We start from the raw sequence: 15,481 nt of genomic DNA on the forward strand, positions 1-15,481 counted from the left end.
GATAATTTAACTTATTTACTACTTGCTTACTCCGGAAAGTGACAGAAGAGGGATATTCTTTCTCTTACTGCTTACCTCATAGCTCATTGGACTTATCTGGAAATTCACTTCCCATTACCACCTGATTGGGGTGAGGCTATACAAACTGCTAAGGAATCTATTTTTCCTCAAATAGTCGTGTCTCTTCTTTTACTTGATATTCAGCGATTGATTCCCCTTGCACGTAGTTGTGGTTTTGACATTAATTTTTCCAGGTGCAAGATGTGAGCGCCCAACGGGCGCGATTAACGCTCCCGCAAAATATGAAACAAGCACATTTTTATAAGATTTCTCAAAGCCTTACTGTATAACGGTTCTAAAATGTGCAAGTTAGGAGTTAAGACATTTATTTGTTGAGGTAGCAAAGGAGCAGGGTGCAAGGGAGAAACTGATCCTGTGTGAATCGGTTTCTCCCTTGCACCCTGCTTGCCTTGCTCCAACTTTCTCGCCGCGCAAAGCGCTAACACGAGCAAATTTCTTATCTGAACCGTATTGGGGCATTGCCTACAAATATCTAAAGCACTCATCTCATTTGCTTTTGGGCAATGCCCACCCTACGGGTGTTTATAAATAAAAGCAGTACTGTTAATTTACAGCTATTTTCTGTAAAGTGGGCATTGTTTAGTGTAGAGAAGTTGTATGCACTTTAAGTACAGCCGTGTATTGCATGCAGCCGAGAAGCACTATAAGTCGAAAAAGTGATGGGTTTTGAAGATGACATTTTTATTAGCTACGCCCACATTGATAACCAGCCGCTGAGTCAAGGGCAGGAAGGATGGATTTCTGATTTTCATCGCGCGTTGGAAATCCGTTTGGCACAACTACGGGGAGAAAAACCTAAGATTTGGCGAGATGAAAAACTGCAAGGCAATGATTACTTTGGCGATACGATTGTAGAACGATTTTCCAAGGTGGTGTTGCTGCTTTCTGTACTATCACCCAGGTATGTAAAGTCAGAGTGGTGTATCAAGGAATTGCAGAAATTTTGTGAGGCTGCTGCGATGACTGGTGGCGTTCGTCTTGCGGAGAAATCACGGATTTTTAAAGTCATCAAAACCCCAATTGCTCGAAATGAACACCCCCCGGAAGTCCAAGAACTTCTGGGGTATGAGTTTTATCAGTGGGATCACTCTGGTAGACCGATTGAATTTAGTAAGATATTTGGTCTTGAAGCTGAACGCAATTATTGGACGAAAATCAACGATTTGGCTTATGACATTAAACAAATGCTAGATAGTTTTTCCAGTCATGAACACAACGGTGCTGTTGAATCAACTCCTGTTGCATCTACTGGAACCACTATTTATTTAGCAGAAACGACTTTTGATCTTGTTGAAGAACGAAACAAAGTTAAGCGAGAAGCGTAGCTTTGAGTCCCGACGGCAAGACAATTGCTTCGGCAAGTAGGGACAAGACGGTACGGTTGTGGAATTTGCAAGGGCAATTGCTCAAAACCTTGAGTGGTCATAGCGAAGCGGTCTGGGGCGTAGCTTTGAGTCCTGACGGCAAAACCATCGCTTCTGCAAGTTCGGACAAGACGGTACGGTTGTGGTCGCAATGGAATTTGAATCTCGACGATTTACTGGTGCGCGGTTGTGATTGGGTGCGTGATTATTTGCAGACGAACCCGAATGTGAGTGAGAGCGATCGGCACCTGTGTGATGGGATTGGAAGTCAATAAGATATCACATGGAATGCGTTTGTTGATTTCTGGTAATGTTACAAATGCATACATCCAGTTACTCGGAATATACAGGCTGTTAGTCGAAAAATGGCTAGAAACAATCGAAAGCTGATAGATAGACTCTGCTTAATTATGATAATGTGTACCCAAAGGTCAAATGCTCGTACTTGCTCATTTATCTAAAAAAAACGAGAGAGAGCAAACTCAAATGGAGCAATCTAATTTCATAACCGTTTTAGGGTTAACAGCAGGAGTACTCACTACGATCGCCTATTTGCCCCAACTGATCAAAACCTGGAAGTCAAAATCAGCTCACGACCTTTCTTGGAGTATGCTGGTTGTTCTGTGTACAGGTATTATTTTATGGTTGGTGTATGGCGCTTATATTCACGATATTCCCATCATTGCCGCCAACATTGTCACCTTTTTGTTTGCCGGAATGATTTTGGTGCTGAAAATTAAGTACAAGTAAATTAAATCAAACACTCGTTCTTCTGATACACTTCAAGTGCTTTTCTCGTCCACAATTGTCGCATAACCTCACCCCGGTTTTGTCTTGCGCCAAAACCGCCCCTCTCCTTACTAAGGAGAGGGGACGTTAAGCGTAGCTTTACGGGGGTGAGGTTAAATCAACGTGGAATCTATGCTTTTCTCGTCCACAATTGTCGCATAACCTCACCCCGGTTTTGTCTTGCGCCAAAACCTCCCCTCTCCTTACTAAGGAGAGGGGACGTGATAGCGGAGCGTGGCGTTAGCCATAGCGTAGCTTTACGGGGGTGAGGTCAAATCAACATGGAATCTACACAAGTGCGATCGCGAAGCTGGCGATTGGAAATCGCGGCTATACAAACAAAGTCCGCCTGCGCGGACTAACAAAAAATTGAGCATTTGAACCCACGCAGGTGGGTTTTGCCTGTGTAGCCAAGCCAGTGCGTTGGGCGGCTTTGCCGACTTGAAGCATCTGGCGCGCGACTTCTAGTCGCCTGGTGCTTTTCTTATCACTCAATCTTGCCATTTTCCAATAATCCCCTAGTCGCATTCACAACAACCTGCGCTGCCCCCGCAAAAAACTCGCGATCAATAGTTGCTGGAACATCGCTGGGTTTGTGATAATGAGGAGTCCGTAGATTTGCGGTATCAGTAACCAAAACTGCTCCCACTCCTTGATACCAAAATGGAGCGTGGTCGCTGCGTAGAGTATCAGGTGTCAGCAAGCCTTTGAGGGGTACTGGCAGTGTGAGCACGGCTGGCAAACCTGTTTCCCCCGTAGTTGCCTTATTAAAGGAGATTGCAGGAAGCATCTGTGAATTTTGAAAAGCACTCAGCAGTGGTAAATGTTCTGTATCACCTACCACGGCTAAAAAATCACCCTTATCACTGGGTGGAGTCACGGGTATTCCCCTTGGGTATTTTTGACAGCCAGAAGTGTGACAAGCAAAACCCACCATATCCATAATAATCACGCCTTGCAAGTTTTCCAGATGTTTCTTGTTTGTCACAAAAGCTTTACTTCCTAAAAGTCCTGCTTCTTCTTTGTCAAAAAAAGCGAGTTGCAACGTTCTGGGGGTGGGACGCGAACCAAAAAGTCGAGCAATTTCCAGAGTCACAGCAACACCACTGGCGTTGTCATCAGCACCAGGAGAGAAATAAACAGTGTCGTAATGAGCGCCTACCAAAATTGCTTTTGCATTTTTGTCAGTTCCTGGTTTTTCCGCGAAAATATTAACCCCATCTGCAAATTTTTCTAACTTGGGTTTCCAGCCCATTCTTTTGAGTTCAGCTGTGATGTAGGCGCGAGTGCGCGATCGCTCTGGTGGAGTATTTCGTGTAAAATTTAACCTGAGAATATGGGCAAACAACTTATCACTAGAAACTTGTAAGGAAGCAGAAATGGGGGGATGCAAAGACGCAGAAGAATTGTCTATCTGTGTATCTTTTTGTGTTGGTGTTTGTGTATCTTGATTTGCAGTGACAGGATTGTTAACTCTAATACTATAAATAACTGACTCCCGATCCTGTTTAAGAAACACGTTAGTAACTACTATGACAACCACTGTCACTAGTAGCACAAGCAACAGCCAAAACCGTTTTTTCATATATCTCATAAAAAAGGTTAGGGGGAGAGTAGTCGCTCCTGAGATAGGATAGCGCAAACACTAAGTTTGACATCGTGTCTTTTGACAGAAGAACTCACTTCATGTAAAGTTCCTCATGAAACTTTTCAATTTTCAGTTATGTTCAAAAAAATTTTTCTAGCATCTACTGCATTAATTTGCCTAACGGTACTGGGAAACAGTTTAACAATTGCCAGAGGTGACACTCCAAATAGTAATGGTACAAATCCTCACAAGACAATGGAAATTTCTCCAGATCAACCTGTACCCTCAGTTGACTTAGTTGTGCATCAAGATACCAAGAAAGGATGGAATTTGGAGGTAAAAGTGACTAACTTTCGCTTTGCACCAGAAAACGTTAATACAACAGCTAAACCTGGAGAAGGTCACGCTCATCTTTCTGTAAATGGACAAAAGCTTACCAGGTTGTATGGTAACTGGTACTATTTAGAAAAATTGCCGCCTGGTAAAAACCGCATTACTGTTAGTTTAAATACGAACACTCATGAAGCTTTGATTTTTAACGGAAAATTGATTCAAGACACTGAAATTATAGATATTCCTGGAAAAAGTATGCAGAAATATTAGGAATAATTAAGTGATAAAAGTATCAGTAAAATAAAAAATATAGTGTTTGTTCGCACAAGTAGATAAGCGTAATTAATTCGTAGATAGCAGTAGTGCGAGCGTCTCGCTCGCGGGCTGTCCGGCCCGCACTACATCTTATATTTAATTAAACCCACTTACTTATAGCAGTCGCCAGGTAGATTAGGACACGAACTAATGAGAAAACACGGTCACCAAGAGAGTTTCAAGTCTGTTAAGCGTTCCCTGTTCCCTGCTATATCTTCTTTAATTTCATTTTTTATTTTTTATAACTGCTTAATAACTGATGATAAATTTATTACTCATCCTAGCTCTTGGATTCCTAGGAAGTTTTGGACATTGCGTTGGCATGTGTGGTCCCTTGGCAGTTGCGTTTTCCCTATCTCATAAGCAGGAAACTCCCCGTTGGCGACAGCAATTGCAGTTTCACACATTACTAAACTTGGGACGGATGTTGAGCTATGTTCTCGTTGGTGCGGGGATTGGGGCGCTTGGTTCGGTATTGCTTGCCAGTGGACAAATGGCAGGAATTGGTAGCCAAGTACGCCATTGGATAGCGATTATTACTGGCATTTTGCTGATTTGGTTTGGTATTGGACAAATAAAACCTGACTTTTTGCCTCGAATTCCATTGCTGCACCCTCTTGTACAAGGTCGTTTACAAAACTACCTCAGTCAAGGAATGATTAAGCTTTCTCTACAAACCAAATGGTGGACACCAGCGCTTTTGGGTATGACTTGGGGTTTAATGCCTTGTGGTTTTCTGTACACTGCTCAAATTAAAGCTGCGGAAACTGGCAATTGGTGGATGGGTGCAGCAACAATGCTGGCATTTGGGATCGGAACTTTGCCTACAATGTTAGGTGTGGGTGTGTCTACATCGTTGGTTAGTAAAGACAGGCGCAGTCAATTGTTTCGCATGGGTGGTTGGGTAACTCTCACAATTGGTGTGCTAACCCTGTTGCGGACTGGCGACACAATGGTAGATTACACCGGACATGGAGCGTTATTTTGTTTAATTTTAGCGCTTGTTGCTCGTCCCATCAGCAACTTGTGGGCAGCACCTTTGCGTTATCGTCGTGCGTTGGGAGTTGGTGCTTTTGTGTTGTCTTTGGCTCACACTGTCCACATGATGGAACATTCACTGCAATGGAATTTTGCAGCCTTTTTGTTCTTGCTACCAGATTATCAGGTGGGCATGGCTTTGGGTGCTGTAGCACTGGCGCTGATGACTCCCCCTGCCCTCACCAGTTTTGACCGTTTGCAGAAGTCTTTAGGCAAGCGCTGGCGAGCAATTCATTTGTTAAGCGTGCCAGCTTTACTATTAAGTGCGATTCATGCTGTGATAATTGGCTCCCACTATTTGGGTTCTTCTCAAGTTACCTGGGAGAATAAATTAGCGGCAGTGCTTCTGGGAATTGTCACCTTGGTTGTGTTGCTAGTGCGTTGGCGCTTTTTCTGGTCAATGTTGTCTTTACAGAAATTTTATGTTCCCTCAAAAAAGTCCTAGGAAAAGATGTGATCCCTCCAACCCCCGACAGGGGTTGAGCGCAGCAAAGAGGAGTCTAAAAAAGCAAGTATTATTACTCTTTGTCTTAGTTTTATTTTTAACTCTAGCTTCCCCAGCCATTGCCCACAAGGTCAAGACTGAAGGAGATGTTGGCGCGACCTTACACGTAGAACCAAATGATAACCCCCGCGCCGGAGAGCCAGCAAAAACCTGGTTTGCTCTGACTCGCAAAGGTGGAAAAGTTATTCCTTTAGCAGAGTGTAATTGTCAATTAGCTGTTTACGCTGAACCTCACTCACCTAGTGAACCACCACTCATTGAACCGTCCTTACAAGCTGTTTCAGTAGAACGGTTTCAAGGCATACCTGGCACAGAAATAACTTTTCCTAGACCAGGAGCGTATCAGCTACAACTGAGTGGTAAACCTAAAGATGGAAAGAGTTTCCAGCCATTTGAGCTAAAGTTTCCAGTTACCGTGGCAGTTGGTTCAGCAACAAATAATAATGTACTAGAATCACAAACTGTGCGGAATGTCAATCAAAATGTCACCGAAGAGCGAACTCAGGGAGTGCCATTTTGGGCGATCGCCCTCTCACTTCTTTTAGCAGTTGGCGTCTTCTTCGGGGTACTGCGCATGGTGAAAAGGAAAGAAGGCGAGTAAGGGAGTGTGGGAGTGTGGGAGTGTGGGAGTGAAGGAGTGTGAGAGTGAGAAAGTGTGAGAGTGAGGGAGTGTGGAAAAATATTCTTCCCTCTTTCCCTCTTTCCCTCTCTCCTCTACTGATGACGTCTCTGGTGCCACTGCCAAGCGTGAGTGATAATCTCCTCAATAGAAGAGTATTGTGGATGCCAGCCTAGGATTTTTCGGGCTTTCTCGCTAGTGCCAATGAGTGCTGGTGGATCACCGGGACGGCGATCGCACTGCACGACTTTGATATCTTTTTGTGTCACTTGTTTTGCAGCTTCAATAACTTCTTTAACTGAGAAGCCGTTACCATTTCCTAAATTAAAAACTTCGCTATCGCCGCCTTTCAATAAATATTCCAATCCCAAAACGTGGGCGTCTGCTAAGTCGCTGACATGAATATAATCTCGAATGCACGTTCCATCTGGCGTGGGATAATCAGTGCCGAAAACCGAGATAGATTCGCGCTTACCTAAGGCAGTTTGCAAGACAAGGGGAATCAAATGGGTTTCTGGGTTATGGTCTTCTCCTAGTAAGCCATTGGGAGCGGCACCTGCGGCGTTAAAATAGCGGAACCGTACTGATTTAAAATCATAAGCAACATCAAAATCAGAAAGAATCCGTTCTACCATCAGCTTGGTAGCACCATAAGGGTTAATTGGATTCTGCGGATGGTCTTCGGGAATTGGTATAACTTCAGGTACCCCGTATGTTGCACAAGTAGAAGAAAATACAAATTTCTTAACAGACGCTGCGAGCATGGCTTCTAACAGAGTTAGGGTGCCGAGAACGTTGTTGCGGTAATACTTTGCAGGATCGCTTACGGATTCTCCTACATAGGCATAAGCCGAAAAGTGCATCACGGCGGCGATCGCTCGTGTATTGAACAAATCATCCAACAGGGGGCGATCGCCAGTATCTCCCACTACAAGTTCTACCTGTAAAACTTTTTCAACCAAATCCCGGTGTCCGTAAACGAGATTATCGAGTATTATCACGTCAAAACCTGCTTGCTTAAGGGCAAGCACTGTATGGGAGCCGATATATCCAGCACCCCCGGTCACCAAAATAGTGGGTTTTCCAGGCGACATAGTTTTTCCTTTTGACTTGATTGATTTGATGACTACTAAAATTAATTTAATTTACAGGAGGTAGGTTGCTAATCTGGAAAATTACTGATAGTAGACGCAGTTGTAAAAAATTGCTCTAAAATCACTACGATGGTTCTCGTGGTGTGAGGCTGTGAGGTATTTGAAGTCAGATAACAGTACGATTACAATTTGACGGTAGAATAACCCCACTGCCCAAAACCTATAAAACCGACCGCAAAAAAGGATTTGAGAGTTAATTGATTTATGTTTGTACTGTTAAGTCGGGTATTACTGTGGTTACTTGTTGGCACTATCATATACAGCTTGTTCCAGAGATTTTATCCCTCAGGGACTTTTGTTGGGAGATTAATCTTAGTCATTCTGTTGCTTGTCGTACTGCTGTCGTTCATTAACCCTAATGAACCAGCTGTTGCTTCATTATGGGGGGTAGTGTCGTTTCCGCTCAAACCTCTGGGAGCATCTATCTTGCTGATGATATTTGCAGCACAGAGGATGAAAAGCGGAGGCACACTGGACAAACCAGGAGGATACTTACTCGGCTGGGCGCTGACAATTTTGTTGTTAGCAAGTACACCAGCTGTCGCTTACTTCCTAGTTCGGTCACCGGTCGCAATGGTGGGGCAACCATACTTAGCCAATCAGGAAATTATCCAAAATGTGCGGCTAGCTTCGTCTATGGTACCAGCAACACCAACATCTGAGACACTTGTCGCATTAGGACAAGATACTACCGTAACCAGCGATGGTATTACCTATGCCTCAAGAATGTCTGACATCAGAACAACACCATATCTGTTGCAAACTCCACAAGCTATTAGAACAAGGGGGTTGAGGTTAGAAGATTTTGTACCCAATGCGGAAACACTGCAAATAACAACACGAGTCTGGGAAAGTTATCTTAATCAGATATACACTTTCCTACGTGGTCGTTAAGTGTAGATTGAGAAAATGAGTACTCATAAGGTCAGTCTCGTGGCTGACCTTATTCTTTTGAGAAACGACAAAGTTTACGCTCATTGGCGCCAAAAAATGCAACGTTAATGATTAAAGAGGCAGGCAGTAGGGAGCAGGCAGCAGGCAGCAGGCAGCAGGGAGAAAACTGATCCACGACGTGAATGAATTAAATTCTCCTTTTCTCCCTGCCTCTTAGCGTAGCCTGCTCGTCGAACGCACTGGCTCCCCTTATTCCCTTACACCCCTAATTTTATGAATGTGCCAGAAAGTACTGGGACTTTAAAGTAAAATGAAGATGTTGCGTAATTCCTTGAATGGCAAATTCACGACGACTATCTAAGCTTTTTGCATACCTACGCCCTCATTGGCGGGACGCAACATTTGGCATTATTGCCTTGTTGATAGTGAATGGTTTGGGTGTTTATATCCCTCTGTTGATTCGCTCTGCTGTTGACCGACTCTCAGTAGAATTCAACTTTAATCAAATCAAATATGTTGTTATACAAATTGTATTATTCACTTCAGCCATGTGGTTCATCCGGGTCGCTTCTCGGATTTGGCTGTTTGGCGTCGGGCGTCAGGTAGAATTTGACCTGAAACAACGGATTTTTGAACACTTATTGAAACTGGAACCGTCGTATTTTGCCATCAATAGCGCAGGCGATTTGATTAGTCGGGCGACAAGCGATGTGGACAATATCCGGCGGCTGTTGGGTTTTGCAGTCCTGAGTTTGGTAAATACCTTATTTGCCTACGTTTTCACCTTACCAGTGATGCTGGGTCTGAGTGTAGATCTGACATTAGCCTCACTAGCAGTCTATCCTTTCATGTTTCTCTTAGTATATTTGTTTAGTGATCGCTTACGCAGACAACAGTCCGCAGTACAGGAGAGGATCTCTGACATCAGTGCACTGATTCAAGAGGATGTCAGTGGTATGACTTTAATAAAAATTTACTCTCAGGAAGAAAACGAGCGTCGTGCCTTTGCCAATCGAAATCGGGATCTACTGGAGGCTAATCTCAAATTGGCAAAAAGTCGAAACACGCTGTTTCCACTGATTGGTGGACTAGCCACGGTGAGTTCTTTTATCATTATCTGGTTAGGCTCCACAAGGATTGCCAATGGAAGCCTGGCTGTTGGTGATTTTATCGCACTACTTTTGTACGTAGAGCGTCTTGTGTTTCCGACGGCTTTGTTAGGATTCACTATCACCTCTTACCAACGAGGTGAGGTGAGTATTGACCGCATTGAGACAATTCTGACTGTCACACCCAAAATAAAAGATACACAAGATACGATTCACTTACCACTACATCAAGTCAAAGGAAAACTCACAGCAAGAAACCTGAGTTACACTTACCCTGGTTCCACCACTTCCGCACTGTGTGACATTAATTTCACCATAGCTCCTAGTGAGACTGTAGCAATTGTAGGCGCTATTGGTTCGGGGAAATCGACTTTGGCAAATGCTGTGCCAAGATTGTTGGATATTGAGCCGGGACAGTTGTTTTTGGATGGAGTGGACATTACCAAAATTGCCTTGGCTGATTTAAGAAGTGCGATCGCTTATGTCCCTCAAGATAGCTTTCTCTTCAGTACAACAATTAAAAATAATATTCGCTACGGCGATCCTGTCAGCGAACAACAACAAGTGGAATACACTGCCAAGATGGCGCAAATTCACCCAGAAATCACTAATTTTCCCCAACAATATGAAACCATAGTTGGGGAACGTGGCATTACTCTTTCTGGTGGTCAACGCCAACGTACTGCTTTGGCTAGGGCAATGCTAGTTAATGCCCCAGTGTTAATTTTAGATGATGCTCTTTCCAGTGTGGATAATCAAACTGCGACAGCCATCTTGAAAAATCTTTCTGGTGGTGCGCAACGAAAAACAGTCATTTTCATCACTCATCAACTTTCTGCTGCTGCTACTGCTGACCGTATTTTCGTCATGGACAAGGGGAAAATCGTTCAAAAGGGCACGCACACAGAACTTTTGGAGCAGCCTGGAATGTATAAAACTTTATGGAGTCAGCATCAGATAGAAGAATTATTGCATTAGACTTGTTGCGCTTAACGCTTAACGCTTAACAGGAAAATCGTGTTTTTTATATATTGCGGGAGCGATACGCCAACAGCGCGTCTATTGCTTTGCGCGATACGCGTAGCGTCAAGCCTCCAGCTTATCGCCGCGAGTTAGGCGCTGAGATCTTGCACCTGATTGAAAAACCGAGTTTCTTGAGAATACCTACTCATAGAAACCTTAATTTTCCGTTCACAAACCTGGTTTTTTAGGTTTTGTTGAGAATGAGCCAAGATGTCAGCGCCCAAGGGGCGCGATTACACGCCCGCAACGAATGAAAGAAACACCATCTCCTTTGTTCCCTGTTAAGCGTGTTTCTTGAAAGTAAAAGAATCTCGCCAGATGTTTCACGAAGCGAAACACCGCATATTTAATATTTTTGCAATAAGTTTCATAAAATCGACTCTTTAGGAGGATGTAGTTTATCTGAGTTTTGTAAAACCTAGTGAACGCACTTGCTGGGTGCAAATTTTAAGACATATATATGAAATATCTACATTTTTAACGACTTTTCATCTTACATAAGATATGTTTATTTTGCTTTAACTAAAATTTATAAAAAATCATGATCCCAAGAGTCTTGATGAAGATTCAGTGAATCTACGGTTAAACTTCGTTTGGTTCTGGTGAGCTAGGTTTATATTCTAATTACGCTAAATAACCATATTTTATTCGCTAAATATAATTGGCATCAGAATGTATCAGATATCCTGCACAACAACTGTTGATGGTGCAACGGTGGATACTTGGGAATCGCAACTAACTGCTCATCCATCAGTGAATTCTAGGTTGAAACGATTTTTAGACATTGTGGGAAGCTTAGTAGGACTACTAATTTTATCGATTTTGTTTGTACCAATAGCAATAGCAATTAGAATTGATAGTCCTGGTTCAATTTTCTTCACACAAGAACGTTACGGACTATACGGGCGCTCATTCCGTATCCGGAAATTCCGCTCTATGGTTTCAAATGCCGAGAAGTTAAAATCTTTGGTGCACAATGAAGCTGATGGATTAATTTTTAAAAATAAAAATGATTTCCGAGTCACAAGAATAGGTCGCTTTTTAAGAAGTACAAGTCTAGACGAGCTCCCACAGTTTTGGAACGTTCTAGTAGGGGAAATGAGTTTAGTTGGGACACGTCCACCAACAAAGGATGAAGTGTCTCACTATAATCAACGTCACTGGCAACGCCTAAATGTTAAACCAGGTTTGACAGGCGAATGGCAAGTTAACGGTCGTTCTCAGATAAAAGATTTTGAGCAAGTTGTGGACTTAGATTTGCAGTATCAAAACAAATGGTATCCAATGTACGACTTATTACTGATTGTGAAGACATTCTTCATGATCGTTGGTCGAGTGGGAGCTTTTTAAGGAAGTTATTAAACCTTCAATTTGGTGATAGCTATTTTGCCAGAAAAACACACATCAACATCACTGCCAGGAGTGCGATCGCGCTTACCATATTCACCCTCGTAATAAAAATCATTCCCCTCAATCCGGTAGTTGATGGGTAATGGTTTGGTACAGGGTTGGCAAAACACAACTTCTGGATCTGGTTCTCCTGGAAGCAGATGAGGTAAATTTACGTTCCAAAAAGTCCCCGGTTCTAGGGGACGATTGAGTAAGTCAGCTAAAACAGAACTCGTCCAACGTGCTACCACATCCCAATCAACATTCAGCTTCTTTTTAAGATAGCGAGAAACTGCAATACCAGGAATGCCATGCATAGCTGCTTCCCTGACAGCGGCGACAGTCCCGGAAATGTAGGCATCCACGCCCATATTACCTCCAGCATTGATTCCGGATAATACAAATTGGACATTTGTGCAAATATGTGTTATTGCAATTCTGGTGCAATCAGCCGGAGTTCCTGCAATAGCATACTCGTTTTCAGAGCGACGATGGACATGAATTGGTTGAGTGGTGGTGACTTGATGTCCACAACCAGAAAGATGATCTCTGGGAGCGGCTATTATAACTTCTTTACCATTTACAGCTTTCAGGAGCGCTTGAATACCTGGAGCGTCGATCCCGTCATCGTTGGTGAGAATCAAAGTCATAGATTGTCTACTTAGGACTTGTACAAATATAAGCAACAAGACCGATTTTGAAGCAAATTTGCTTTAAAAGCAATTGCTCAACCAGCAACAGTGTGCGTTCTTCTCAAAACAAATTTCAATACATAAGGTAAGTTGCTAGTTACTATAGAAAATATATTTTAAGTACAAGATATAATAAAGTATTGAAAAATACTCTATTATATCTTGTATTTATACTGAAGTGTTGTTTAAAAACTAGCAACTTTGTTTACATGCATAGAGGTAGCTGTAGATAGGTGGTAAAGTCAATGTATATTATGTAACTCGTGAAAAAACTGCAAAATTATCCAAATCATTACTTATACTATAGTTATAAAAATAACGTATAGTATAAGTATTGAATGACTTAATATACACTCAAAAGAGATGAAATAAAGATTTAAAAAAAATCATGATTCTTGTTTAGATCTTTATAATTAATTCTCAAAGATTTTCTTACTGTTGTAAATACGTGCTTTGTCAACCAACTGCTTAGTAGATTGACAATTGGATTGTTTAAGAAATATTAATTAAATTGATAAATTCAGAAATTGGTTCTTGCTCATGGAAGTATTAAAATCTGGAACATCTGCACAACAAAGACTGCGTCTTCATTTTTTAGACGGTTTACGTGGATTGGCATCTCTATATGTGGTTCTTGTCCACATAAATCGATATATGGGAGAACAAGTACCTGTATTTTTGCAAATTATAGGCAGAACTTTTAGATATGGAAATTTTGCTGTAGCGATTTTCATTGTGCTTTCGGGCTTTGTTTTGATGCTACCGGTAGCCCGTTCGCAAAAGGGTTATCTTTCTGGAGGTTTGTGGGATTATATCCAACGGCGATCGCGTAGAATCTTACCTCCTTACTATGCTGCTCTGTTTTTTAGTTTGCTAACAGCAGTCATCATATTAGGATTTATTCACTTTTTTAATTTCAAGTGGCATGAATCTCCGGAATATGGAGAATTTCATGTTTTCTTTTCCCCTCTTGACGTAATAACACACTTGCTACTCATTCACAACTTCACTCGTGACACACTGGCTTCTATTAATACACCTATGTGGACAGTTGCAACTGAGTGGCAAATATACTTTTTATTCCCACTATTATTGTTACCTATATGGCGGCGTTTCGGCTTATTTCCCGCTGTTATCAGTGCTTTTTTAATTAGCGTAGCACCGTTATATCTTTTTAATGGATTTTTGGAAGCAGCTCATCCTTGGTTTCTCGGCTTATTTGCTTTAGGTATGGCAGCAGCAGATATTCTTTTTTCCGAAAAACCAAAGTTAATTGCGATCAGAAACTCGTTGCCTTGGAACGTGCTTGCGATTGTATTCATTGTTCTTGCCCTGATAGCCGGAGCGCAAACACTGGGAGTTGTTGCCATGATAACCGGATCGCAAAAAATGGGATTTAATTCTTGGATTAGTGATAGTTTTTGTGGTTTGGCAACAGCTTGTCTACTAGTTTACTGTACCAACTCAGTTATAAAAGGCAAAAATACACCTCTCGTTCTGCGGTTATTTGAGAGTCGTTGGGCAATTGCACTCTCAACATTTTCTTACAGTTTATATCTCACTCACGGAGTCGTAGTAACAGTGGTGGGTAATGTCCTTCTTAATCTTCACATGTCGCCAACTGAGTTTATCGTAATATTTTATCTGGTGGCTTTACCACTGTCTTTACTCATTGGTTACTTGTTTTACTTAGCTTTTGAGAGACCATTTATGTCTAATTTTTTGAAAAAGCGCAAGGTAAAAGATGCAGTCAATTAATTCCAGTAAAGAGTCAAAGAAGAAGCGGAGGGGAAGCGAACAGGGAGCAAGGGAGAAAGTATCTTACTAATAACTAATCTCTCAAGAAACGCAGGGAACAGAGAACAGGGAACGCTTAACAGGGAAATGGTGTTTCTTTCATTCGTTGGGGGCGTGTAGTCGCGTCCCTTGGGCGCTCAGATCTTGCATGTATCCGTCTTATAAAAGTGTAAATTGACCAGTATCAGGTGAAATACTAAGACTTACGCACCGTAACGCAATTCCGTGAAGCTCGTTGGGGGAATTCTCCCCTGACGAGCTTCACGTCCGCAAGTTATTAGTGGCATACCAACTATCCATTAATACTGTATAAAAAGGCAATAGCTTATGATACACAATACCTTGAAGCATATCTTCCACATGGTCTAGCTTGCTTTTCCCATCCCCTTGCGGATCATAAATCAGGTAGTCAATTACCCAAAATTGACCGATTTCTGGATTAACATAAGCACAGTTAACTAAACCTATCCCTTTTGATCAATCTTGTTTCCTTTTACCCTTTTCCTTGGAATTATGACGCAGGATGAGTTATTGGTACTGATAGATCGCGCGATGGCTGAGGGTTGGCGAGAGTTAGACTTGTCGGGACAGAAGTTGACTGAGTTACCTAGAGAAATTGGTAAGTTGAAGCAGCTTGAGTCTTTAATTTTGGGAAAGAAGGTTGGAAGTTATGAATTCGTAGGAAACCGCTTTCTCAAAAAGGTTTCAGGCAACAATTTAAAAACGCTTCCACTAGAACAATACCTTTGCCAATTTACGAGGCTGGAACGGTACTAGAAGCATTGTGAATA

General features: G+C 42.2%; 15 protein-coding genes and 1 pseudogene. 11 read left to right on the plus strand and 5 right to left on the minus strand.

The features are described 5' to 3' along the window. The first annotated feature begins 740 nt into the window (after positions 1–740). The 3 genes from AC5JM2_RS16485 to AC5JM2_RS16495 all read left to right on the plus strand — a co-directional run bounded on the left by AC5JM2_RS16485 (position 741) and on the right by AC5JM2_RS16495 (position 2,195). A complete protein-coding gene (locus AC5JM2_RS16485; protein WP_495835946.1) occupies positions 741–1,406 on the plus strand; it encodes a toll/interleukin-1 receptor domain-containing protein in 666 nt (221 codons plus the stop codon). Positions 1,407–1,408: 2 nt separating this feature from the next. Then, on the plus strand, positions 1,409–1,720 hold the full coding sequence (locus AC5JM2_RS16490) for a WD40 repeat domain-containing protein (RefSeq protein WP_495835947.1): 312 nt from the start codon (positions 1,409–1,411) through the stop codon (positions 1,718–1,720). Positions 1,721–1,931: 211 nt separating this feature from the next. Continuing rightward, positions 1,932–2,195 (plus strand): SemiSWEET family sugar transporter, encoded by a 264-nt coding sequence (locus AC5JM2_RS16495; RefSeq protein ID WP_495835948.1) that lies wholly within the window; start codon positions 1,932–1,934, stop codon positions 2,193–2,195. A 369-nt stretch (positions 2,196–2,564) separates the two neighbouring features. On the opposite strand, the gene AC5JM2_RS16500 is transcribed toward AC5JM2_RS16495, so the two are convergent. Both AC5JM2_RS16500 and AC5JM2_RS16505 read right to left on the minus strand, forming a co-directional pair. Next, positions 2,565–2,738 (minus strand): hypothetical protein, encoded by a 174-nt coding sequence (locus AC5JM2_RS16500; RefSeq protein ID WP_495835949.1) that lies wholly within the window; start codon positions 2,736–2,738, stop codon positions 2,565–2,567. Next, entirely contained in the window at positions 2,722–3,819 is a 1,098-nt protein-coding gene (locus AC5JM2_RS16505; protein ID WP_495835950.1) for a M28 family peptidase, read from the minus strand. The genes AC5JM2_RS16500 and AC5JM2_RS16505 overlap by 17 nt, the downstream gene beginning before the upstream one ends. 138 nt (positions 3,820–3,957) lie before the next feature. Here AC5JM2_RS16505 and AC5JM2_RS16510 point away from each other — a divergent pair, with 138 nt between their 5' ends. The 3 genes from AC5JM2_RS16510 (at position 3,958) to AC5JM2_RS16520 (ending at position 6,614) form a co-directional block, all read left to right on the plus strand. Beyond that, entirely contained in the window at positions 3,958–4,425 is a 468-nt protein-coding gene (locus tag AC5JM2_RS16510; protein WP_495835951.1) for a hypothetical protein, read from the plus strand. 304 nt (positions 4,426–4,729) lie between these two features. Next, complete coding sequence (locus tag AC5JM2_RS16515) at positions 4,730–5,953, plus strand: urease accessory protein UreH domain-containing protein (protein WP_495835952.1); 1,224 nt, start codon at positions 4,730–4,732, stop codon at positions 5,951–5,953. Next, the gene (locus tag AC5JM2_RS16520; protein WP_495835953.1) at positions 5,931–6,614 is read left to right on the plus strand and encodes a hypothetical protein; all 684 of its coding nucleotides are present in this window, start codon (positions 5,931–5,933) and stop codon (positions 6,612–6,614) included. Before AC5JM2_RS16515 ends, AC5JM2_RS16520 begins: the two co-directional genes overlap by 23 nt. A 113-nt stretch (positions 6,615–6,727) precedes the next feature. Here AC5JM2_RS16520 and galE read toward each other — a convergent pair whose 3' ends face one another. Then, positions 6,728–7,726: a UDP-glucose 4-epimerase GalE gene (gene galE, locus AC5JM2_RS16525; RefSeq protein WP_495835954.1), complete on the minus strand. Its 999-nt coding sequence runs from the start codon at positions 7,724–7,726 to the stop codon at positions 6,728–6,730. A gap of 264 nt (positions 7,727–7,990) precedes the next feature. Between galE and fraI the strand changes: the two genes are divergently transcribed. The 3 genes from fraI (at position 7,991) to AC5JM2_RS16540 (ending at position 12,162) form a co-directional block, all read left to right on the plus strand. Further along, positions 7,991–8,680: a septal nanopore formation protein FraI gene (gene fraI / locus AC5JM2_RS16530; protein WP_210616545.1), complete on the plus strand. Its 690-nt coding sequence runs from the start codon at positions 7,991–7,993 to the stop codon at positions 8,678–8,680. 335 nt (positions 8,681–9,015) lie between these two features. Further along, positions 9,016–10,767: an ABC transporter ATP-binding protein gene (locus tag AC5JM2_RS16535; protein WP_495835955.1), complete on the plus strand. Its 1,752-nt coding sequence runs from the start codon at positions 9,016–9,018 to the stop codon at positions 10,765–10,767. Positions 10,768–11,484: 717 nt separating this feature from the next. Further along, positions 11,485–12,162 (plus strand): sugar transferase, encoded by a 678-nt coding sequence (locus AC5JM2_RS16540; protein ID WP_495835956.1) that lies wholly within the window; start codon positions 11,485–11,487, stop codon positions 12,160–12,162. Positions 12,163–12,170: 8 nt separating this feature from the next. Here the strand turns inward: AC5JM2_RS16540 and surE are convergent, their stop codons facing one another. Then, positions 12,171–12,851, minus strand: coding sequence for a 5'/3'-nucleotidase SurE (surE, locus tag AC5JM2_RS16545; RefSeq protein ID WP_495835957.1), 681 nt, complete (start codon positions 12,849–12,851; stop codon positions 12,171–12,173). Between the two features lie 582 nt (positions 12,852–13,433). Here surE and AC5JM2_RS16550 point away from each other — a divergent pair. Next, positions 13,434–14,651, plus strand: coding sequence for an acyltransferase family protein (locus tag AC5JM2_RS16550; RefSeq protein WP_495835958.1), 1,218 nt, complete (start codon positions 13,434–13,436; stop codon positions 14,649–14,651). A gap of 309 nt (positions 14,652–14,960) precedes the next feature. Here the strand turns inward: AC5JM2_RS16550 and AC5JM2_RS16555 are convergent. Further along, positions 14,961–15,161 (minus strand): annotated as a pseudogene (locus tag AC5JM2_RS16555) (IS701 family transposase); the annotation flags it as partial. Between the two features lie 42 nt (positions 15,162–15,203). Between AC5JM2_RS16555 and AC5JM2_RS16560 the strand changes: the two are divergent. Further along, positions 15,204–15,467 (plus strand): hypothetical protein, encoded by a 264-nt coding sequence (locus AC5JM2_RS16560; RefSeq protein ID WP_495835959.1) that lies wholly within the window; start codon positions 15,204–15,206, stop codon positions 15,465–15,467. The last annotated feature ends 14 nt before the right edge of the window (positions 15,468–15,481 follow it).

It is taken from the genome of Brasilonema angustatum (assembly GCF_059505445.1).